Raw genomic sequence first — 21,077 nt, forward strand, 5'->3', positions numbered from 1 at the left:
TTTACGGTTTCCGACCACACATGCGGCATATCCGCACTTCCGGAATGGCGGATTCAGAGTTTTTTCAACGCCATTCGGATCAGCTCCTCGACCGGAGCCGCGGGAGATTCGCGCAGAACGCCCCGCAGAACCTTCTCGGCCGGGGCGCGGGCGAAGCCCAGCATGGACAGCGCCGCAAGGGCCTCGTCGAAGCTCCCGCCCGCCCCGGGCTGCGCCCCTCCGTCGTCGGCGCCCGGCGCCATGAGCTTGCCGCTCAACTCGACGATGATCTTCTGCGCCGTCTTGAGGCCCAGCCCCTTGACGTTTTTCAGCAGCACGGCGTTGCCCGCCGTGATGATTCCCTGCAACTCGCGCGGCGAATAAGTCGAAAGGATCATACGCGCCGTGTTGCCGCCCACGCCCGAAACGCTGATCAGCAGGCGGAACAACTCGCGCTCGGCTTTGGTCGAGAAGCCGTAGAGCAGCTGCGCATCCTCGCGCACGACGTAATGGACGTAGAGCCGGGTCTCGGTCTCGTGTTCGATCGCGGAGTAGGTTTCGAGCGAAATATGGAGGTAGTAGCCCACCCCGCCGACGTCGATAACTGCGTAAGCGGGAGCCACTTCGGCGACTGTGCCCTTGATGTATTCGTACATGTGTTTCAAATTTTGCTGCGGGTTGGGCAAAAGTAAAGATTTTTTTTTACCTTTGTGTCTCAAATGCTGAATAATTAACTAAACAAACCAAAAAACGATATGAAAAAAACTCTCTTTCCGGCGCTGGCTGCGGCTCTCGTCCTCGCGGCCTGCGGCACGAAGACCACCGGGCAGGCCGAAGTTGCGGCCGAGGCGGCGGCGCAGCAGGTTGTTTCGAGCGACATCGCATACGTTCAGGTCGAAGCCGTGCTGGCCCAGTGCGACCTCTACAAGAACGAAGGCGTAGCGCTTCAGGAGAAGACCGAGAAGGCGCAGAAGAGCTGGGCGCAGCGCGAACAGAACCTCCAGGCCGAAGCCGCCCAGTTGCAGCAGAAGTACGAAAAGGGACTGATCACCTCGCGCGACGCGCAGGCACAGCAGGAGAGCATCCAGAAGAAGGTGGCCTCCTACCAGAGCAACGCCCAGAAGGAGGCCCAGACGCTCGACGAGGAGAACTACGTATTCACCAACCGCGCCCAGGACCTGCTGCACCGCGCCGTGCAGGAGATCAACAGCGGCAAGAAGTACAAACTGATCCTCAACGCCTCGGCGCTGATCGACGCGGACACGACGCTCAACATCACCCCCGCCGTGCTGGCGAAGGTCAACGAGCTGTATGCCGCCGACAAAAAGGCCGAGAAGAAGTAGCCCCGCCCGCGAAAAACAAAAAAACCGGCTTCCCCGCACGGCGGAAGTCGGTATTTTTTATATCTTGGGCGTCGTAACGACACTGTCGGGAAGTCGCGGCGTTTTGCCGAATCGCATGCGGTCCGGTTTTGCAGCGGCCCAACTTTTTCGTATCTTTGTCCGATAACTGAAACCTGATAAATTTTCTGATACACGATGGGATTCGTTCCGTTCACATTCGTCGACCTGATAGACATCATTCTGGTGGCCGTGATCATGTACTGGATTTACCGCATGACCAAGGGGACCAATGCGCCGTACATTCTCTCGGGAATCATCGCCGTCTACCTGCTGTGGGTGGTCGTCCGGGCGCTGAACATGGAGCTGCTGTCGACGATCCTCGGACAGCTGATCTCGGTGGGAGCCATCGCGCTGATCATCGTCTTCCAGCCCGAACTGCGGCGCTTCCTGCAGATGATCGGCATGCGCCAGAAACATTTCAACTTCATCACCCGCATCTTCTCGACGGGCGAGGACACCGTGCAGACCAACGTCGTGCCGATCGTCACGGCCTGCCGCGAGATGTCCGAGACGAAGACCGGGGCGCTCATCGTCATCGGTCAGCAGAGTGACCTGCGGCTGATCGCCGAAGGCGGCATCGCCCTCGACGCCAAGGTGTCGACGTCGCTGATCAAGAACATCTTCTTCAAGAACGCCCCGCTGCACGACGGCGCGGCGCTGATCGAGGGCGACCGGATCGTGGCGGCCAAGTGCATCCTCCCGGTGACGCAGAGCGACGTGCCCAAGTCGTTCGGCACGCGGCACCGCGCGGCGATCGGCATGAGCGAGATTTCGGACGCCATCATCGTCGTCGTCTCGGAGGAGACGGGCGACATCTCGATCGCACAGGGCGGCGAAATCCGTCTGAACATCGACCCCGTGCGGTTACAGCAAACCCTGCAACGCTACCTGACGATCAACACGCGCAAACGCTCGAAAAAGGAGGTCGCCGAATAAGCGGCGCCGGATTCAGGGGCGGCAGAAGGTTTCCGGACCGGCCATTCCGTTCCGCGCTTCCGCGACACTCCCCGAACACCCAAAACAAGCAAGTATGCTTTACCCGTCCCGAACGGCCCGCCTCGCACTGCGCGCATGGCGGGAGGAAGACCAGCCGGCTTTCGCCGCCATGAACGCCGACGAGCGGGTCATGGAGTATTTCCCCGCGACGCTCACCGCCGAAGAGTCGGCCGACCTACTCGACCGCATCCGCGACGAGTTTTCGACCGAAGGATTCGGTCCGTATGCCGTCGAACGTCTTTCGGACGGAGAGCTGCTGGGATTCACCGGACTGCACCGCGTGACGTTCTCCGGCGGGCTGGAGGGCCAGGTCGAGATACTCTGGCGGCTGCGGCACGACGCCTGGGGCCAGGGTTACGCCACTGAGGCGGCCCGGGCATGCATCGCACACGCCGCGAAACTCGGCATTCCGGAACTGGTCGCCTTCACGTTCGTCGGAAACGGGCGTTCCCGGCGCGTGATGCAGAAGCTCGGCATGACGTGCGTCGGAGAGTTCGACCACCCCGCCCTGCCCGAGGGGCATCCCCTGCGCAGGCACGCCCTCTATCGCATCCGGACCGAACAATGAAAAAGTCCGCGACCTGTCAGAGGTCGCGGACTTCTCCTTTCCGGCTGCGGAATCATTTCAACTCGAATTCCACCGTGCCGCGAATATCGTCCGACGCGGCGCCCACATAGGCCGTGAACGCGCCCGGCTCGGCCACCCACGCACCCTTTGCGTCGTCGTAGTACTGCAACATCCCGGGGGTGATCTCGAAAGTCACGGTCTGCGTCTGCCCGGGATTCAGCGAAACTTTCTGAAAACCTTTCAGCTCCTTCACGGGACGCGGCAGCGACGACTGCTCGTCGCCGATGTAAAGCTGCACGACCTCGGCGCCCGCACGGTCGCCCGTGTTGGTCACGTCGGCCGAAATACGGATGCTGCCGTTCGGGGCGAGCGTCGTACGGTCGGCCTTCACGTTGCCGACGGCGAAGGCGGTGTAGCTCAACCCGTGGCCGAAGGCGAACAGCGGCTTGAGCTGCTCCTTGTCGTGCCAGCGGTAACCGACGAAGATGCTCTCGTTATACTTCACCTTGTCCGCGCCCGGGTATTCGCCCAGCGCATGCGCGCCGTTGTCCTCCAGCCGCACGGGGAACGTGAAGGGCAGCTTGCCCGAAGGGTTCACCGCACCGAACACCACGTCGGCAAGCGCATTGCCCGCCTCGGAACCCGAGAACCACGCCTCCAGCACCGCCGGAACACGGTCGATCCACGGCATCGCCACGGCGTTGCCCGAGACGATCACCACCGCCAGATTGGGATTGGCTTCGGCCAGCGCCCCGATCACTTTGTCCTGCGCATACGGCAGGCCGTATTGCAGGCGGTCGTCGCCTTCGCAGTCCTGGTGGTTGCTCTTGTTCAGCCCCCCGACGAAGATCACCGCGTCGGCCTTGCGGGCCGCGGCCGCGGCATCGGCGATCAGCTGCGCCTCGGAACGGCTCTCGCTCAAATCCTGCCCGGTCTTCACCCCGTTGTAGTCGCCCGTCACGTCGCCGACGTAGCCGCGTTCGTAGATCACCTCGGCTTTGCCGGCCGCAGCGGCGCGGATGCCTTCGAGCGGCGTATATTCGTGCCGCACCTTGAGCGACGAGGAGCCGCCGCCCACGGTCATCATCTTGATCGCATTCTCGCCCACGACGGCGATGGTTTTCGCACGCCCGAGGTCGATGGGCAGCACCCCGCCCTCGTTTTTCAGCAGCACCATGCCCTCGCCGGCGATACGGCGCGCAGCGGCCAGATGTTCGGGCGAATTGAGCGACCCGAACGGTTTGCGGGTGTTCATCGCCGTGCGGAAAATCAGCCGCAGCACCCGGCGCGCCTTGTCGTCGAGCGTCGCCGTCGAAGCCTCGCCCTTGCGGAGCATATCGAGGTAGGGGGCGGCGAGGTAATAGTTGTCGTAGGCGTTGCTGGCACCCCAGCTCAAACCGTCGGTCCACGAACCGAACTCCATGTCGAGACCGTTCTCGGCGGCCTGCTTCGTGTCGTGCGTGCCGCCCCAGTCGGAGACGACCACGCCGTCGAAGGCCCAGTCGCGTTTCAGAATGTCGTTCAGCAGGTAGCGGTTGTGGCAGCAATGCTCTCCCTTGTATTTATTGTAGGCGCCCATGACGGCCCATGCGCCGCCCTCCTGAACGGCGGCTTTAAACGCCGGGAGGTAGATCTCGTTCAACGCACGGTCGTCGACCTCGACGTCGATGCCGTGACGGTGGGCCTCCTGGTTATTGAGTGCGAAATGTTTCACGCAGGCGGCAACGCCGTTCTTCTGCACCTCCTCGATGTAGGGAACGACCATCCGCGAGGAGAGGTAGGGATCCTCGCCCATGTACTCGAAATTGCGGCCGTTGAGCGGCGTGCGGTAGATGTTCACGCCGGGTCCCAGCAGGATGTCCTTCTCGCGGTAGCGCGCCTCCTCGCCGATGGATTTGCCATACAGCGCCGACATTTCGGGATTCCACGTCGCGGCAAGGCACGTCAGCGCCGGGAAAGCCGTGCAGGAGTCGTTCGTCCAGCCGGCCTGGTCCCATTCGTCCCACAGGACCTCGGGGCGGATGCCGTGAGGGCCGTCGGTGCACCACACCTCGGGAATGCCCAGGCGCGGAACGCCCGCCGACGAGAATTTCGACTGCGCATGCAGGATGGCGACCTTCTCTTCGAGGGTCATGCGCGAAAGGGCGTCTTCGACCCGCTTTTCGATCGGCTGCGACTCGTCGAGGTAGACGGCGACGCTGCCCTGCGGCCCCGGCCCGCCTCCGCAGGCGACCGCCGCCAGGGCGCACAGCCCGGCGAGACTCTTCAACAGAATTTTATTTTTCATGTCTGGAATGGATTAGTGCATATTCACAAACGGAGTGCACAGTCGAGAGGCCGCGCACTCCGTTTGCAAAATTAACGATTATTTCTTAACCAGCGACAAAACGGGGTTGTCTTTTCCCGCCGTCACGTCGAGTGTCAGACGATAGGTCGCGCCCTCCTCAAGGGTGACTCCCGAGGCGATCTCGATGTTGCCGTTCCCGGCGATCGAGAAGAACGCCTCGGCGCCCGGCGCCAGCGTGAAGGCTCCCAGACCGTCCCAGCCGCGGTTCCGGAAGAACTTGCCGCTCCAGCCGCTCACGCGGAAACGCTGTCCGAGGGTCGTGCTGCCTTCCAGACCCGCCTGGGCCGTCATCGTGTAGATGCCGGGAGCGGATTCGGGCACGCAGACGCCCTTTTCGGTGGTCCAGCCCGGTTCGTTCACGGCCGCGGGCGAACCGATGCCGTAGCCGATGAAATAAACCGCCCCGTGGCCGTCGTCGCTCAACGTGGCAAGCCCCGAGCCGTCGGCGTTGAGCACCAGCGCATCAATCACCCGGGTCGCCAGATTGGCCGTGATGCGGTATTTGCCCGTGACGGGGACCAGCTTGACGCTCGTCGCGGAGGCCGCCTCGAAGAAGTCGGGATTGATCCACGCCGGCGTGAAGGCGTCGGCGCCGCCCAGCGTCAGCGTCTGGCCCTGCGTCAGGTCGAGGTCCAGCTGGTAGTTGTCCACGTCGAGCTGAGCCATCGGCGTTCCGTTGACAGTGATGTCGGCCGGCGGAAGCTGTTGCTCGCCCACCTTCTCGACGGTCAGCACGGCCGCCGTATTGCCGCCCGTGATGTCCACCGTGAAGCGGTAGATGCCGCCCAGGTCGAGCGTCTTGCCCTCCACCAGGCCCAGGTTGCCCGAATCGCTGATCTTCACCAAATCGCTCGCGGTCGAAATGTCCTTGCCGCCGAATTCCCCGCCCCAGGTCTTCTGGTGGAAGAACTTGAAGTCGAACGAAGAGGCGTTGAGCGAGATTCCCGCAACGAGCGTCAGCTGGTACTTCTTGTCGGCGACGCGCGCCAGACACAAGCCCCCGTCCTCGGGACTCCAGCTGGCGGCGTTTTTCAGCGTCGGCTTGCCGACCTCCATGCCGCCGATGGCCCAGATGGCTCCCGAACCGTCGTCGTTGAGCGTGGCAAGCTCCGTCGCCGACTTCATGGCCTCGATCTTCAGGTAGCGGTGCTTGAAATTGGCCGTCACCTTGTACATGCCCGTCATCGGCAGGAAGGTCAGCGTCTCGGGATCGGAAACATCGGCGCGTTCGAAGAAATCGCGGTCCACATCCCAGTCGGCGAAGTCCGAAACGCCCGTCAGCGTGTAGGTCCGGCCCTTGGTCAGCGTGGTGACGATGCTGTAATTGTCATTGTCGACCATCGTCATCTCCGTCTCGCCGAAGAGCAGTTTGATGAAAGGAGAACCCTCGAAGGTCAGCAGGTTGAAGGTGATCGTGAACTCCCCGGCATTCGAATTGGCGAAGGGAATGGCGTCGGTGGAATCGGAGACGATGCCGCCGGCTCCAGAGTCGTAGCCGAAGGTCACCACCGAGCCAGCGGCGTCGAGTTCGGGCGTCGCGATATAGCCCTGCGGCTTCTGCGGGAACTCGTCCGTCACGGCGTATTCGTAGTCGTTACCCGTAGGCTCCATGCGGTACTCCGCGTCATCGAGGAAGAACGTCAGGTAGGCGGGCTTGGGACGCGATACGGCGAGCGGCCGGTCGACGGTCGTCGTTCCGAAGCGCACGTTCTGCCCCACGAAGCGCAGCGTGGCCTCGCCGTCGGGAATGTTCTTGTAGAAGGGAAGCGTCACAGCCCCCGTGTAGGTTCCGTCGCTTTTGGTGCGGATCACCTCCTCGGCGACCATCTCGTCGTCGAAGAATACCTGCGCCTTGAGCGTCGAGAGCGCATAGCGGTCGGTCATCGTCACCTCGAAGTCGACCTTGCCGCCGTAGACGCCCGACGCATCGGCCGAAACGACGGTCATCTCGGGACCGACGTCGGTGGTGAGCAGTTCGGGATCGTCCTTGCACGCCGTCGTCGAGGCAGCGACGAGCAGCGACAGTGCGATGTATTTCAGCGTTTTCATGTTCTGCGAATTTTAAAGGTTAGTTTTCGGCTCCGGCGCCCCAGCGGAACGAGGCGATCGACTTGGCCGGGATGGTGTATTTGAACGAACGGTCGGCGTTTTCATACACGGCGACGGTCTGTTCGCCGGCGCTCCTGTTGAGCGCCACGAAGGCTTTCGATCCGTCGGGATTCCGGAAGGCCAGGTAGGTCAGCCCCGACGCCGTGTAACCCGACGCGCCGATGCGCACGGCACCCGGCCGGATGACCTTGGCGCACTGGGCCAGGTCGTAATAGTGGCTGTTGTACTTGAGCGTCTTGTAATCCGACGAACTGATCTCGATGGCCCCGTAGCAAGTCGTACAGCCTCCGGGGCGGTTCGGAGCGCCCTTGTCGTCGAGCATCAGGTTCCACAGCAGAACCCCTTTGCCGTAGCGGCTCAACGTCCCCAGGAAGATCGACTCAAAGTCGTCGATCACGCAGCTCTCGAAATTGTAGTTCCACGTGCCGATCGAAGCCTCGGTGAAGTAGATCGTCTTGTCGGGCGCGGCGGCGCGGATGTTGTCCAGCTCGCTCACGCTGCCCCCATAGTTGTGCCAGGCCGAGCCATCGACCCACTGCGCAGCATCGGCGTCGGCGTAGATGTTGAGCGGGTAGTTCTGCTGGCCGGCGACGTTATCGTAGTTGTAGTTGTGGTCGTAGCAGAGGATCTTGGTGTCGATGCCCGCCTTGCGGAATGCCGGGCCGAGCTTCTTGACGAAGGCCAGCTGGTCCTCCCACGGCATGTAGAGCGACATCGAATTGCCCTTGTTCAGCGGCTCGTTCTGCATCGTGATGGCATAGATCGGGAATCCGTACTCCTCCATCTCGGTCACCCACTGCACGAAATACTCGGCGTAATCGTCGTAATAGGCGGGATTGAGACGACCGCCGGTCCACGAATCGTAGGGTTTCGAGGGGTCGGCGACCGTGCCCTTCATCCATTTGGGGCACGACCACGGCGAACCCATGATCTTGATTTCGGGATTGATCTCCAGAATCTCTTTCAGCACCGGAAAGATGCCATCCTTCTCCACGGCGGGAATGGCGAAGAATTCGATGCCCTCCCGGTCGCAGCAGGTGTATTCGTCCATCGAGAAGTCCGAGCCGCCGATATGCACGCGGATAAAGCTGAAACCGGCTCCGGTCTCGGGGTCGAAGCACTTCCGGAGGATCGCCGTGCGGTCGGCCTGCGACATTTGCAGCAGGTTGTAGCACGTGGCGCCGGTGATGGCCGGGCCGAAACCGTCGACGGTCTGGTAGGTCGTCGAGGGGTCGATCGTGACCCGGTAGGGCGACATCGAGACCTTCGAGTAGTCGAGTCCCTCCTCCGTGAACAGGCGGTTGCCGTCGGCCGAGGTGACGTAGGCGAGAACATCGCCCGTCACGGGCGAGGGATCGGGGCCAGGACCGGGAGCCGGCGTGTCGCCATCGTTCCCGCTGGAACAGCATACGGCTCCGGCGAGCAGCAGCGGGCAGGTCAGCAGGCGCAGGTTGTTATTGATCGTAAATTTCATGGCAGAATCGCAATTTTAAGGTTAATAGCCCAGGTTTTGTTCGATGTTGGTGTTATCCTCCAGCACTGAAGTCGGCACCGGCATCAGCACGCGGTTGTCGTTCATCGCGCGGCGGGTCTGGAAGTAGGAGTCGTAGGACGCCGAGCCTTTGATGTTGACGCCGTCGCAAATTTCGAACAGTTTCGAATAGTCGTCGCCGTAACGCATCAGGTCGAACCAGCGGAAGCCCTCCATGGCCAGTTCCAGACGGCGTTCGTGGAGCACGGCTTCACGCATCAGGTCGGCCGACGCGCGCTGCGCCGCAGTCAGCTTGCCAATGCCGGCGCGGCCGCGGATCTCGTCCACGATGTCGGCGGCGCCTCCCGGATCGTCCATATTGGCCAGCGCTTCGGCATGCAGGAGCCGGATCTCGGCCAGACGCATCAGGTAAACCGGGGTCACGTTGGTCGGGAACTTGTGCATGAAAGCGTATTCGTCGCTCGGATAGTGGTACGACCAACCGCATTCGTCGTAGACGACCGACGCATTCTTGCGCTCGGTGTCGCCCTCGGCGTCGTAAGCCTTCGTCAGGTTACGCGACGGCGTGCACCACTTGGCCCACGAGAAACTGTCGCCCGGGACATAGGCGTTGCGGTGGAACATCATCCACATCCACGAACCCGAGGTCTGGCTGGTCCACTGCACCTCGAAAATCGACTCGCGGGTGTTCATCGCAGCCATGCCCGTATCGCCGGTGGTGTAGGCCCACAGGTCGCCGTACTTGTCGCAAAGGCTGTACCCCATCCCTTCGACCGCTTCGCAGGCCGAGACGACCTTCGACCAGTCGCGGAACTCGCGCATGGAGTAGAAACGGGCCATCAGGCCGTAGGCGAAGCCCTTGGTGATGCGGAATTTGTTCGAAGCGTCCATGTCGGGGGCGTATTTGCAGGCATACTCCTCGATGTCCTTGACGATCTGCTCGCCGACGGTCTGCTTCGACACGCGGGCCGGGAAATATAGCGGATAGACCTCCTCGACGTTCCCGGCGTTGATGGCGGGCGGGATTTCGGTCAGCATCGGGATTTCTCCGAAAAGCTGCATCATGTTCATCCAGATATAGGCGCGCCAGCAGAGCGCTTCGGAGAGCCACTCCTGGTACTCCTTGTCGGTGAGCGACGGATCGTTCTCCTTCACCAGATCGATGTTGCAGATGACCTGGTTGGCATAGTCCACGGCGTTCATCGAGTAGTTCCACAGGTTCGAGGCGAATTCGTTGTCGCTGTCGATGTGGTTCGACTCGACGCTGACGACCTTCGTCTCGGCCATGTTGCCGCCGTAGGCATTGTCGGCGCGCGCCTCGGCGAGCGTGGTCAGCTGATACCAGTAGGTCTGGAGGTCGCCCTTCATGTAGTTGTACATGGCCGTAAGCTGGCCTTCGAGCAGTTCGCGGGTGTTGATGGCCGTCTCGCTGTCGCCCGTGCCGGAGGTGTTGTTCTCGGCATACATCGTCTCGGGGAATTTCTCAAGGCTGCACGACGTGGTGGCAACCCCCAGCGAGAGACCCGCGGCAATTAAAAATATCTTTTTCATAATCGGTTCTTTTTTCAGCGGTTAGAAAGTAAGATTCAGACCCACGACGACCGTGCGCACGTTGGGATAGGTTCCCCAGTCGATGCCCATTTGCGTGGCGCTTTCCGACTGGCTCACCTCGGGATCGTAGCCCGAATAGCCGGTCCAGGTGATGAAGTTCTGGAGCGAAATGTAAGGCTGGATGCGCGTGATGTTGATGCGCGTGAGCTTCGGCGAGGTGATGTCGTACGACAGGGTGATGTTCTTCACCTTGAGGTAGGAGCCGTCCTCGACCCAGTAGGACGAATTCTTCACGTTCCAGGCGGGGTTGTCCGAGCGGAACACGTCGGTCTGCTGGCCCGGAATGCGCCAGCGCCGCAGGACCGTGGTGGTCTGGTTGTTGGCCGAAGCCATGCCCTCGGTCTCGATGCGCGAGGCGTTGAAGATGTCGTTGCCGTAGGAGCCCGTGATCAGAATGTTCAGGTTAAGCCCCTTCCACGAGAAGTTGTTGGTCATGCCGAAGGTGAACTTGGGATTGGCGTTGCCGATCCAGGTCTTGTCCAGCGGCGTGATCTCGCCGTCGCCGTTGCGGTCCTCGTAAACCAGGTCGCCCGTCTCGGGATCGACCCCCTTGGAGACATAGCCCCAGAACATCGAAAGCGGGTGGCCCGGAGTCATGCGCACGACGTTGTCGTTGGTCGCGTCGGAGGTCGTGGCGTAGTAGTATACCTGCTTCAGGTTGAGTTTTTCGACCTTGTTGCGGTTGAGCGAAACGTTCAGGTCGGTCGACCAGTTGAAATCCTTCCGGGCGATGTTGACCGACGAAAGGGTGATCTCGAAGCCCTGGTTCGACATCTCGCCGTCGTTGCGCGTGATGTTGGGATAGGGCGAGGGCAGAGGCACGCTCATCAGCATGTCCTTGGTGTACTTGTAGTAATAGTCGAGCGAGAGGCTCAAACGGTTGTTCAGCAGCGCGAAATCGAGTCCGACGTTGGTCTGCGAAGAGGTCTCCCACGTAAGGTCCTCGTTCTTGATGTTGCTGCGACCGCCGACCGTCGGCACGGCCTGCGCGTTCTCGGTCAGCGTCCAGTCGTAGTAGTTGGTGCTGTACTGCTGCATCCAGCCGTACTCCGCCAGACCCGCCTGGTTACCGGTCTGTCCCCAGCCGGCGCGCAGTTTCAGGTCGTTGATCCACGACACGTCGCGCAGGAACTTCTCTCCCGAGATACGCCACGCGGCCGAGAACGAGGGGAAGTAACCCCAGCGGTGGCCGGGAGCCAGCTTCGAGGAACCGTCGGCGCGGAAATTGGCCGTCACGAGGTACTTGCTGTCGTAGTTGTACGACACGCGCGCCAGATAGGACATGATCGACCACTCCGATTTGCCGTAGCTCTGGCCGCGGACGCCGCCGTTGTTACCGCCGTTCAGGTTGGGAATGGCGTTGTTGTTGGTCGAGGAGAAATAGGAGCGCGAGCCGCTCAACTGCTCCCACACGGAGGTCGTGGCCGACGTGCCGGCCATCACTTCGAGGCTGTGGCGGTCGAACGATTTGTTCCAGGTCAGGATGTTGTCGTAAATCATGCGCATATCGTCGGAACGGGTGTCCGAGGCGGTTCCGTGCTGCGTCCGTCCGTAGGAGGTGCGGATCGGGTCGAGGAACGACGACGAGTGGACCCAGCGGCGGTCCATCGAAACCGTCGACTTGAAGGTCAGATCCTTGGCCAGGTAGAACGTCAGGCCGCCGGAGAGCAGCAGGCGGTCGGTGACATCCTGGTTGTAATCCGTGCGGGCCATGTTCTCACGCGGCGAGGTGAGGTTGGCGCCGTAAAAATTATTGTAGAACTGCTGGGGATTCTCGGGGTCCCAGATCGGCGCGTAGGTCGGGGTCGTGATGGCCGACACCACCACGCCGGCGCGGTTGGCGCCCTGCCCCGAGATGATCGTGCCCTTGGTGGTGTAGTGCGAGAAAGTCGTCGAGGCGTTGGCCGAAACCCATTTGAAAATCTTCTTGTCGAAGCTGGCCTTCACGTTGTAACGGTCCGAAGAGGTGGTGTTGATGATGCCCTTTTCGTTGGTGTAGCCGCCGCCGAGGTAATAGGACGAGTTTTCATCGCCGTTGGAGACCGAGAACTGGTAGTTCTGGTTGACGCCCGTCGAGTAGGTTTCGTCGAACCAGTCGGTCCGGTCGGTCAGATCGGCCGGAAGCCCCGACACGGCGCCGTTCTCCTCCATCAGGTCGCGGTACTGCCGGGCATTGAGCACGTCGTAGCTCTTGGTCACCTTCGAAATGCCGACGAAGGTCGAGAACGAAATCTCGGGGCCCCGTTTCCGGCTGCCCTGCTTGGTGGTGATGAGCACCACGCCGTTGGCGGCGCGCGAACCGTAGATGGCGGCCGACGAGGCGTCCTTCAGCACCTGCATCGACTCGATTTCGTTGGGAGAGAGGTAAGCGATGGCGTAGTTTCCTTCGCCCACGGGAACGCCGTCGACCACATAGAGCGGGTCGTTGCTCGACGAGATGGACGAAGCGCCGCGGACGCGGACCACCATGCCCTGTCCGGGCGAGCCGTTGGGCTGAATGACCTGCACGCCGGCGGCTTTGCCCTGAAGGGCGCCCGAGGCCGAGGTGATCGGGCGGCGGGCCAGGTCGTCGGTCTTGACGACCGAAACGGCCGTCGTGAGGTCCTTCTGCTTGACCGTGCCGTAACCGATCGCCACCACGGCGTCGAGGGCCACGGCGTCTTCGGCGAGTTTCACGTCGATCTTCGTGCGGCCGTTCACGGCGACCGTCTGCGAAACGAATCCGAGCGACTGGAAAATCAGGTTAGCAGAATTCCCCCCCCCTCGCAGTTTGAGGGAATAAGAGCCGTCCACGCCCGTCGTAGCGCCGTTCGTAGTTCCCTGCTCGATGATCGTGGCTCCGATAACGGGCTGTCCCGACTGGTCGGTGACCGTTCCCGTCACTGTCGGCGCCGACTGGGCGAAGGCCGCCGGCGCAAAGACGATCAGCATCGCCGTCAGTGCCAGCATCCACCCTCTCCGGCAGTCCGCTTGCAGTTTCTTGCAAAAATGTGCCATAGGAATTTAAGGTTTTTAAGTTTTAAGTTAATATTATAAATAGGTAAGGCGCAGTTCTTAAAAAATCGACACTTCATCGCCTTATTTCCGTTTAAATAAAAGTAACTATCCTCCGCGACATGAAAAAAATTTAAACAGCAAATTGTAAACTCAAAACCCGTTTATAAAAATATACCTACTTGATATTCAATATATTAATTATTTGATGATTGCAAAAAAAAGTAGATTGATCGGAATTTTCACAACCGCCTCGGAACCCTGGAAACGGCATATAATAAAATATTTTAAATAAATCCGGCTCCCGGAGCACGTTCCGTTCGCCGGGCCGGCCGCCTGTCCTGCCGGGAAAAACGGCCGGACGGTCCGACCGGCGGAAAGCGCGCCGCCCGGTATTGATTTTCCCGGGATTATTCCTATCTTTGGTGCCGTAACGACACTTTTATCAGCCGGAAAGTACCGCACCGTACCCGATTCGGTCTTGGAACCATCCGTCCTTTTTCCGATCTTTGTCAGGAACAAACCGTGAACCGTCCGCACATGAGAAACCTTCTGTCAACCGTACTGCTGCTCGCCGCAACGCTCGCCGCCTCGGCCCAAAACGACCTGAAAAGCGTGCTTTCACAACTCGACGCCACCCTTTCGCACCGGGACTCCTACATCGCCGGACGCGAACAGCGGATCGAATCGCTGAAAAACATCCTCCGGAAATCGGATTTCTCGGACGCCCAGCGCTACATCCTCAACCAGCAGCTGATCGACGAATACACCCCTTACCAGGCCGATTCGACCATCGACTACCTCTACCGCAACATCGCTCTGGCGACGCGCATGAACGACGCGGGACACCTCAACGAGAGCCGTATCCAGCTGGCATACCTGTACAGTTCGGCGGGTATCTACCTCGAAGCGGCGAACATGCTGAAACTGGTCGACACCACGGCGCTGGACCGCAGGCAGCTGGTCGACTACTACATCGCCCGCCACAAACTCAACGACGAACTCCAGCTCTACTCCCACGACTCGGCGCAGGGACACGAATCGTGGCGGCTTACGGTGATCTACGCCCAGCTGATCGTGGAGAACACCGAACCGGAGTCGGTCACGCACCTCAACTTCCGGCTCCGCCAGGCGATCGGCGCCCGCGACTACCCGCAGGCCGTGGAGATTTCCGAACGGCTGTGCAGCACCCTGCAACCCCTTTCGCGCGAATATGCCGAGGCGTCGTACATGCGCGCCCTCGTGGCGGAGCTGATGGACGACACGCCCACGGCGCAGGTATGGTTCGCACGCTCGGCGATGACCGACATCCAGCTGGCGATCCGCGACAACGCCGCACTGAAAAGCCTCGCCAACACGCTGCTCGACGACGACAACATCCAGCGCGCCATGCGTTACATGCGGATCGTGATGGACGACGCACGGTTCTTCAATTCGCGGCTCCGCCCGTGGCAGGACGCACTGGCGCTGCACGTCATCGAAGAGGCCTACCGGGTCCGGCGGCAGCGGATGGACGCCATGTACAACATCTTCGTCGTGTCGATCGGCTGCTTCATGCTGCTGGCCCTCGGGGGCGTGGTCTTCGTCCTGCGGCAGAACCGCAAGCTGAACCTCGCGCGGCTCGAATTGCAGCAGGCCAACAACCGGCTCAACATCTCGAACAAAGACCTCCAGCACATCAACAAGCGACTGGCAGGACTGAACAGCCAGATTTCAGAGGCCAACGAAGTGAAGGAGGAGTATATCGGCATCTTCCTGACGATGTGCTCGGAGTACATCGACAAGATCATCGACTCGCGCCGCCACGTACGCCGCCTGCTGCGCGACGGCCGCGTCGACGAACTGCGGAAGGAGTACTCCCCGACCGACGGCGACAGCCGCGAACTGGAGGAGTTTTACCGCAACTTCGACACGACGTTCCTGCAACTCTACCCCACGTTCATCGAGGATTTCAACTCCCTGCTGGACAAGGAGGCGCGCATCGAGCCGAAAAAGGGCGAGCTGCTGACGACCGAGCTGCGCATCTTCGCGCTGATCCGGCTGGGCATCAACGACTCGTCGAAAATCGCCGCGCTGCTGCGTTACTCCGTGAGCACGATCTACAACTACCGGTCGAAGATCAAGGGGCACACGCTCGTCTCGCGCGACGATTTCGAGGAGCGGATCAAGACCATCGGGGCTTTCAGTCCGCAGCATCTCTGACCGTTTTCGCCCAGGGGGGGGGCTCCTCCCGGAGCGATTCGAAGCGGCACAAAAAAAGCCCGCGGAGCATCCCGCGGGCTTTTCCAATACATGAATCGGAGAGGTTCCGGCCGGGCGCAAAACACGGGCGGGAATTCACCGTCCCGTTCCGGGAGGCAAACAACCTCGGATATTGCAAGGCGGCCCCTCCGGGGTCTCTGTTGCGGGACCGTTCCGGCCCCCGATGAATCGTCCCATGCGGGACCTCCTCCGGACGGGCGAAAAAAAGACCGCGGAAAGAATCCACGGTCTTCTATAACGGCGAAGTCTCCCCCCCCTCCGGCGTTCCGGACGGAGCGCGGAGGCTACTCGGCCTGCTGCTCGGTCTGTCCGGCAGAGGGAATCTCGGCCTGCGGCATCGTAGCGGCGGCCTCGGATTCGATGACCCGCTCCTGAAGCGCCTTGGCGTCCTTCGAAATCTCCAAATTGCTGTCGGCGACCAGACCGCGGTCCATGGCCAGCGTAGCCGCAAGGCTCAAAACCACGATGGCAATAGCCATCGACCAGGTGAATTTCTCCAGGAAGTTCGTAGTCTCGCGCACCCCCATCACCTGGTTCGACGCGCCGAAATTGGCGGCCATGCCGCTCTTGGGGTTCTGCACCAATACCGCCAGGATCACCAGTACGCTCGCAACGAGTATCAGGGCAATGCAAATCGTGTATAACATATTACCTTAAATTTTAATATTGTTTTCTATTTTGCCAATAAGTTCGGCAAAGTAAACACTTTTTTCGGGATTTCGCAAACTTAATTTGCGATAAATCGCCACGGACTTGTCCCGAAGGCCTTGAGCGAGATAGATTTCGGCCAGCTCCTCGGTGACCACCTCGTCGTCGTCGTCCAGTTCGGGCTGCAGAACGACCTCCTCCTCGGGTTCGCCCTCGCCGGCGACGATGCGCAGGTCCTCTTCCTGAAGGAAACGGTCGATGATCTCCTCCGAGGAGAGCTGCGTGAGCGCCGAGGCGTCGACGGCGGCCCTGCGCAACGAACTCTCGGCCCGCCACGGGGCCGTCAGCGCCACCCGCGGATCGGATTCGCCCGTAAGCGTCTCGCGCAGGATACGCCCCGGAAGGAACCACGGGAAGCGCACCGCAAGGTCCCCGGCTTCGGCAGCGGAAGGCGTCTCCGCCCGGCCGGGCGCCGCAAAGTATGTTTTCAGGTCGGACATCGCGCGTCGGAATTACCAGTTGGAGGCCGCGGCCTGGAAAATGTCGGTCACGATCTTGTCGACGATCTGGGGGATCAGCTCGCCTTCGACCTCCGTAAGCAGTTTCGTGGAGTCGTAGTCCTCGTAGGCCTGGAAGGTGCGGTTGAACGACATCTTCTCGTCGAGGGCGTTGGTGAAGCGCACCTTGACGGTGATCGTCAGGCGGTTGAGCAGGGCGTAGTCGTCGCTCGAAACCGAAGCCGTCGTCGAGGTATAGTTGACGATCTCGCCCTCGAAGGCGAAGTCGCCGCCCTCGTCGACCTGCATCAGGCGCGTGCGGCGCGTGAACATGTCGACCAGCGCCTCGGTGAGCGTGGAACTCAAAATCGGCGACACCATCGTGGCGTTGTTGGGGAAGTAGGCCACCGAAAAGGTCTTGGCGTCGGGCGGAATCGAGGCGCCCGACAGCGAGTATTTGATGGACACGCCGCAACCGGTCATCACCGCGGCGATAGCCAGCAATGAAAAACGGAAAATGAAAAATGAAAAATTATCTCGGAATCTGCGCATTCTTTTAATTCTTAATTTTTAATTGGAGTCAGGAATTGTCTTCAATTCCTAACTCCTTTATCTTGCGGTATAGTGTGCGCTCCGACATAAAAAGTTCGGCAGCGGCCTCGCGGCGGCGGCCGTTGTTGCGGCGCAGGGCGCGGATGATCTGCTCGCGCTGCATGTCGGCCTTGGTCATCTCGCGGGGCGGCTCGTCGGTCACCTTCTCGCTCTCGGCATAGACCGGAGGCTGGGGATAGGAAGCGACGGCCGGAACGTAGCTGCTCTGCGCCGTGGTCGGCAGCAGGGCCTTGACGTCACGGACCGGCTCGGGGCACGGCACGCCGCCCTTCATCAGTTCGGAGATCATCCGCTTGAGGTCGTTGATGTCGGCGCGCATGTCGAACAGCACCTTGTAGAGCAGTTCGCGCTCGGTCGACATCGTGTCGTCCATGCGCATCGTCCCGGCGGCCATCGGCGCGCCCCCGCCCTGCGGGGGCAGGTATTTCGCCAGCACCTCGGAGGTGATCACCCGGGTCTGCTCGATGGCCGAAATCTGCTCGGCGACGTTCTTCAGCTGGCGGATGTTGCCCCGCCAGTAGTAGTTCTTCAGCATCTCGCGCGCCGCATCGTCGAGCGTCACGGCAGGCATGCGGTACTGCACGGCCACGTCGGCGGCGAACTTGCGGAACAGCAGCGGAATGTCCTCCGGGCGTTCACGCAGCGAGGGAACCGTGATGGGGACCGTCCCCAGACGGTAGTAAAGGTCCTCGCGGAAACGCCCCTGGGCGATGGCCTCCTGGAGGTTCATGTTCGTGGCGGCGACCACGCGGACGTTGGTTTTCTGCACCTTCGACGAACCGACGCGGATATACTCGCCCGTCTGAAGCACGCGCAGCAGGCGCGCCTGCGTCGGATGCGGCAGTTCGGCCACCTCGTCCAGGAAGATCGTACCGCCGTCAGCCTCCTCGAAATACCCCTTGCGGGCCTCCACGGCGCCGGTAAAGGAGCCTTTCTCGTGGCCGAACAGTTCGGAGTCGATCGTACCCTCGGGAATCGCCGCGCAGTTGACGGCGATGTATTTGCTGTGCTTGCGCGCGGAATAGGCGTGGATAACCTGCGGGAAAAACTCCTTGCCCACACCGCTCTCGCCCGTAACGAGCACCGTCAGGTCGGTAGGGGCCACACGCAGGGCCACCTCCAGCGCCCTGTCCAGAAGCGGGGAGTTGCCGATGATGCCGAAGCGTTGTTTTACGGTGGTGATCTCTGTCATTTATTCGAGTTGTTCGGGTTGGGACGCGGCGGACGGGAGTTCCGCCGCCTGCGGAAGTTCGATGTATTCGTTTTCGGCCTGCTTCTCCCGGGCGTCGCGCCAAAGTCCGAAGGCGATGGCCGCCACGGCCAGCAGGGCGGCGATCACGGCGATCCAGATGAACCGGTCGGCGCGGCGGCGCGGCACGCGGTCGACGTAGCGGTAGGCATCGGTGTTCTTCGGCGGCTTGCCGTAGCGCAGCCCCCGCACCGAAGGATCGGGATTCATCTTCGCCGAAGTCGACACGCGCGGCTCCGTGAAAGCCGTCTTGACGGCCTCGGCCACCTTCTCGGGTTGCAGCGGCTGACGTTTCCCGGCAGCCGGTTCTTGCGCGGGGGATTCCGACGCGGGTTGCGGCTCGTAGACGAAGGCGATGGTCGCATTGGGACCGGGTTTCATCACCCCGAAGCCCTCCAGGCGGTACTCCGAGCCATGCTCCACGGCGTGGCGGATCTCGAAAACGAAGCGGTCGATCTCGCCCGCGGCCTCCAGTTCGCCCATCCCCTCGGCGCGGAGAAGCCCCCGCAGCACGCCGTCGTCGCGCTTGAGCAGTTCCGAAAAGACAACGCTCCGGCCCGGCTCCTTGACGATGAACGTTCCGAGTTGGGGTACGACGAGCCGCCTGTGCGACTCCAGATATTGTATCAGGGTATGAATCAGCACGGTTGAAAATCCTTTAAATCCGGGTTCAAAATTACCCTTTTTCAGCGGAAAAAGCAATATTCCGGAGGGCTTTTTCAAAATAATCGGGCAAAGTGTTGGTTATCCGAAAAATATTCGCCTATTTTGCATCCCGATTTTTTCCAAAATCCGGGCGAGCTACTTTCGCCCGAAAATTGCAAAGTAACCGGGCCGGATTGCAAAAACTTTACCGAACGAGCCATGAAAGACAAGTACATCGACCTGATCGAACAATCGTTCGATTTCCCGCAGGATGAGTTCTCCGTCGAGGACAACGAGCTGAATTTCCACGACATTCCGCTGATGGAACTGATCAAACAGTACGGAACTCCGCTCAAAATCACCTACCTGCCGAAGATCTCCCAGCAGATCAACCGCGCCAAGCGCATGTTCAACGTGGCGATGGCGAAGGTCGACTACAAGGGTTCGTACAACTATTGCTACTGCACCAAGTCGAGCCACTTCTCGTTCGTGCTGGAAGAGGCCATGAAGAACGACATCCATCTGGAAACCTCGTCGGCCTACGACATCCACATCATCAACGCCCTCTACGACGGCGGCATCATCGACAAGGACCGCTACATCATCTGCAACGGTTTCAAACGCCCGCAGTACGTCGAGAATATCGCCCAGCTCGTCAACGACGGTTTCTCGAACACGATCCCCGTGCTGGACAACAAGGAGGAGCTGGAGCTGTTCGAGGACTCGTTCACCAAGAAGTGCAAGGTCGGCATCCGCATCGCCTGCGAGGAGGAACCCAAGTTCGACTTCTACACCTCGCGGCTGGGAATCCGCTACAACGACATCGTCGATTTCTACAAGGCAAAACTCCGCAACAGCAAGAAATTCCAGCTCAAGATGCTGCATTTCTTCATCAACACCGGCATCAAGGACACGGCCTACTACTGGAACGAGCTGTCGAAGTGCATGAACGTCTACTGCGAGCTGAAGGCCATCTGTCCCGAGCTGGACAGCCTCAACATCGGCGGCGGTTTCCCGATCAAGAACTCGCTCAACTTCGAATACGACTACGAGTACCTCACCGAGGAGATCGTGGCGCAGATCAAGAACATCTGCCAACGCAACGGCGTCGAGGAACCCAACATCTTCACCGAATTCGGCTCGTTCACCGTGGGCGAAAGCGGCGCGGTGCTCTACTCGATCGTCAACCAGAAACAGCAGAACGACCGCGAGAACTGGTACATGATCGACTCGTCGTTCATCACCACCCTGCCCGACACGTGGGGCATCAACCAGCGTTACATCATGCTGGCCGTGAACAACTGGGACAAGGAATACCAGCGCGTGCTGCTCGGCGGGCTGACCTGCGACAGCGAGGACTTCTACAACTCGGAGTGCCACACCAGCGCCATCTTCCTGCCCAAACTCGAAGCGGGCAACACGCAGTACATCGGATTTTTCCACACGGGAGCCTACCAGGAGTCGCTCGGCGGCTTCGGCGGCATCCAGCACTGCCTGATCCCCGCACCCAAGCACGTGATCATCGACCGCGACAAGTCGGACAACGAGTATTACACGCGCCTGTTCGCCAAGGAGCAATCCTACCGCTCGATGCTCCGAATACTCGGATACTAAATCCGAACGCCCCGACGGGCGCGTGCAATACACCGCACAGACAATCCCCCT

Annotated in this window: 16 protein-coding genes; 5 read left to right on the top strand and 11 right to left on the bottom strand. The window is 60.7% G+C overall.

Going from position 1 to position 21,077, the window contains the following annotated elements; all coding sequences use genetic code 11:
* Positions 1 to 53 precede the first annotated feature (53 nt).
* The gene (gene ruvA, locus BHV64_RS06110) at positions 54 to 635 is read right to left on the bottom strand and encodes a Holliday junction branch migration protein RuvA (protein WP_015545878.1); all 582 of its coding nucleotides are present in this window, start codon (positions 633 to 635) and stop codon (positions 54 to 56) included.
* Between the two features lie 99 nt (positions 636 to 734).
* Between ruvA and BHV64_RS06115 the strand changes: the two genes are divergently transcribed.
* The 3 genes from BHV64_RS06115 (at position 735) to BHV64_RS06125 (ending at position 2,946) form a co-directional block, all read left to right on the top strand.
* Positions 735 to 1,322: an OmpH family outer membrane protein gene (locus BHV64_RS06115; RefSeq protein WP_015545877.1), complete on the top strand. Its 588-nt coding sequence runs from the start codon at positions 735 to 737 to the stop codon at positions 1,320 to 1,322.
* A gap of 195 nt (positions 1,323 to 1,517) precedes the next feature.
* Positions 1,518 to 2,318, top strand: a complete 801-nt coding sequence (gene cdaA / locus BHV64_RS06120) for a diadenylate cyclase CdaA (protein WP_015545876.1) — start codon at positions 1,518 to 1,520, stop codon at positions 2,316 to 2,318.
* A 94-nt stretch (positions 2,319 to 2,412) separates the two neighbouring features.
* A complete protein-coding gene (locus BHV64_RS06125; protein ID WP_022061215.1) occupies positions 2,413 to 2,946 on the top strand; it encodes a GNAT family N-acetyltransferase in 534 nt (177 codons plus the stop codon).
* Positions 2,947 to 2,998: 52 nt separating this feature from the next.
* On the opposite strand, the gene BHV64_RS06130 is transcribed toward BHV64_RS06125, so the two are convergent.
* From BHV64_RS06130 to BHV64_RS06150, 5 genes are all read right to left on the bottom strand, one after another.
* Positions 2,999 to 5,233, bottom strand: coding sequence for a glycoside hydrolase family 3 C-terminal domain-containing protein (locus tag BHV64_RS06130; protein WP_195636555.1), 2,235 nt, complete (start codon positions 5,231 to 5,233; stop codon positions 2,999 to 3,001).
* A 78-nt stretch (positions 5,234 to 5,311) separates the two neighbouring features.
* Positions 5,312 to 7,342: a DUF5125 domain-containing protein gene (locus BHV64_RS06135; RefSeq protein ID WP_217727085.1), complete on the bottom strand. Its 2,031-nt coding sequence runs from the start codon at positions 7,340 to 7,342 to the stop codon at positions 5,312 to 5,314.
* 19 nt (positions 7,343 to 7,361) lie between these two features.
* On the bottom strand, positions 7,362 to 8,876 hold the full coding sequence (locus tag BHV64_RS06140) for a glycoside hydrolase family 30 protein (protein WP_138265606.1): 1,515 nt from the start codon (positions 8,874 to 8,876) through the stop codon (positions 7,362 to 7,364).
* 21 nt (positions 8,877 to 8,897) lie between these two features.
* Positions 8,898 to 10,445: a RagB/SusD family nutrient uptake outer membrane protein gene (locus BHV64_RS06145; RefSeq protein WP_149885969.1), complete on the bottom strand. Its 1,548-nt coding sequence runs from the start codon at positions 10,443 to 10,445 to the stop codon at positions 8,898 to 8,900.
* Positions 10,446 to 10,466: 21 nt separating this feature from the next.
* A complete protein-coding gene (locus tag BHV64_RS06150; RefSeq protein WP_288115655.1) occupies positions 10,467 to 13,502 on the bottom strand; it encodes a SusC/RagA family TonB-linked outer membrane protein in 3,036 nt (1,011 codons plus the stop codon).
* A 537-nt stretch (positions 13,503 to 14,039) separates the two neighbouring features.
* On the opposite strand from BHV64_RS06150, the gene BHV64_RS06155 reads away from it, so the two are divergent.
* Positions 14,040 to 15,701 carry a DUF6377 domain-containing protein gene (locus BHV64_RS06155; protein ID WP_217727089.1) on the top strand — a complete coding sequence of 554 codons (1,662 nt, stop codon included), beginning with the start codon at positions 14,040 to 14,042 and terminating at the stop codon, positions 15,699 to 15,701.
* Positions 15,702 to 16,045: 344 nt separating this feature from the next.
* Here the strand turns inward: BHV64_RS06155 and secG are convergent, their stop codons facing one another.
* Genes secG through BHV64_RS06180 form a run of 5 tightly spaced genes read right to left on the bottom strand, consistent with a single transcriptional unit; the run spans position 16,046 to position 19,412 of the window.
* On the bottom strand, positions 16,046 to 16,408 hold the full coding sequence (gene secG, locus BHV64_RS06160; RefSeq protein WP_138265610.1) for a preprotein translocase subunit SecG: 363 nt from the start codon (positions 16,406 to 16,408) through the stop codon (positions 16,046 to 16,048).
* 6 nt (positions 16,409 to 16,414) lie between these two features.
* Positions 16,415 to 16,909, bottom strand: a complete 495-nt coding sequence (locus tag BHV64_RS06165; RefSeq protein ID WP_118406508.1) for a hypothetical protein — start codon at positions 16,907 to 16,909, stop codon at positions 16,415 to 16,417.
* Positions 16,910 to 16,921: 12 nt separating this feature from the next.
* Positions 16,922 to 17,458, bottom strand: coding sequence for an LptE family protein (locus BHV64_RS06170; protein ID WP_022061206.1), 537 nt, complete (start codon positions 17,456 to 17,458; stop codon positions 16,922 to 16,924).
* Positions 17,459 to 17,486: 28 nt separating this feature from the next.
* Positions 17,487 to 18,710: a sigma-54 interaction domain-containing protein gene (locus tag BHV64_RS06175; protein ID WP_288115656.1), complete on the bottom strand. Its 1,224-nt coding sequence runs from the start codon at positions 18,708 to 18,710 to the stop codon at positions 17,487 to 17,489.
* On the bottom strand, positions 18,711 to 19,412 hold the full coding sequence (locus BHV64_RS06180; protein ID WP_044054645.1) for a hypothetical protein: 702 nt from the start codon (positions 19,410 to 19,412) through the stop codon (positions 18,711 to 18,713).
* A 219-nt stretch (positions 19,413 to 19,631) separates the two neighbouring features.
* On the opposite strand from BHV64_RS06180, the gene BHV64_RS06185 reads away from it, so the two are divergent.
* On the top strand, positions 19,632 to 21,026 hold the full coding sequence (locus BHV64_RS06185) for an arginine decarboxylase (RefSeq protein ID WP_118406507.1): 1,395 nt from the start codon (positions 19,632 to 19,634) through the stop codon (positions 21,024 to 21,026).
* Positions 21,027 to 21,077: the final 51 nt, after the last annotated feature.

The organism is Alistipes sp. 56_sp_Nov_56_25, assembly GCF_001915285.1.
Classification (GTDB): domain Bacteria; phylum Bacteroidota; class Bacteroidia; order Bacteroidales; family Rikenellaceae; genus Alistipes; species Alistipes shahii.

What these genes read in the sequence shown, in the direction of transcription:
- ruvA (WP_015545878.1), bottom strand. Translation starts at nt 635, where the DNA reads ATGTACGAATACATCAAGGGCACAGTCGCCGAAGTGGCTCCCGCTTAC.
- BHV64_RS06115 (WP_015545877.1), top strand. Translation starts at nt 735, where the DNA reads ATGAAAAAAACTCTCTTTCCGGCGCTGGCTGCGGCTCTCGTCCTCGCG.
- cdaA (WP_015545876.1), top strand. Translation starts at nt 1,518, where the DNA reads ATGGGATTCGTTCCGTTCACATTCGTCGACCTGATAGACATCATTCTG.
- BHV64_RS06125 (WP_022061215.1), top strand. Translation starts at nt 2,413, where the DNA reads ATGCTTTACCCGTCCCGAACGGCCCGCCTCGCACTGCGCGCATGGCGG.
- BHV64_RS06130 (WP_195636555.1), bottom strand. Translation starts at nt 5,233, where the DNA reads ATGAAAAATAAAATTCTGTTGAAGAGTCTCGCCGGGCTGTGCGCCCTG.
- BHV64_RS06135 (WP_217727085.1), bottom strand. Translation starts at nt 7,342, where the DNA reads ATGAAAACGCTGAAATACATCGCACTGTCGCTGCTCGTCGCTGCCTCG.
- BHV64_RS06140 (WP_138265606.1), bottom strand. Translation starts at nt 8,876, where the DNA reads ATGAAATTTACGATCAATAACAACCTGCGCCTGCTGACCTGCCCGCTG.
- BHV64_RS06145 (WP_149885969.1), bottom strand. Translation starts at nt 10,445, where the DNA reads ATGAAAAAGATATTTTTAATTGCCGCGGGTCTCTCGCTGGGGGTTGCC.
- BHV64_RS06150 (WP_288115655.1), bottom strand. Translation starts at nt 13,502, where the DNA reads ATGGCACATTTTTGCAAGAAACTGCAAGCGGACTGCCGGAGAGGGTGG.
- BHV64_RS06155 (WP_217727089.1), top strand. Translation starts at nt 14,040, where the DNA reads ATGAGAAACCTTCTGTCAACCGTACTGCTGCTCGCCGCAACGCTCGCC.
- secG (WP_138265610.1), bottom strand. Translation starts at nt 16,408, where the DNA reads ATGTTATACACGATTTGCATTGCCCTGATACTCGTTGCGAGCGTACTG.
- BHV64_RS06165 (WP_118406508.1), bottom strand. Translation starts at nt 16,909, where the DNA reads ATGTCCGACCTGAAAACATACTTTGCGGCGCCCGGCCGGGCGGAGACG.
- BHV64_RS06170 (WP_022061206.1), bottom strand. Translation starts at nt 17,458, where the DNA reads ATGCGCAGATTCCGAGATAATTTTTCATTTTTCATTTTCCGTTTTTCA.
- BHV64_RS06175 (WP_288115656.1), bottom strand. Translation starts at nt 18,710, where the DNA reads ATGACAGAGATCACCACCGTAAAACAACGCTTCGGCATCATCGGCAAC.
- BHV64_RS06185 (WP_118406507.1), top strand. Translation starts at nt 19,632, where the DNA reads ATGAAAGACAAGTACATCGACCTGATCGAACAATCGTTCGATTTCCCG.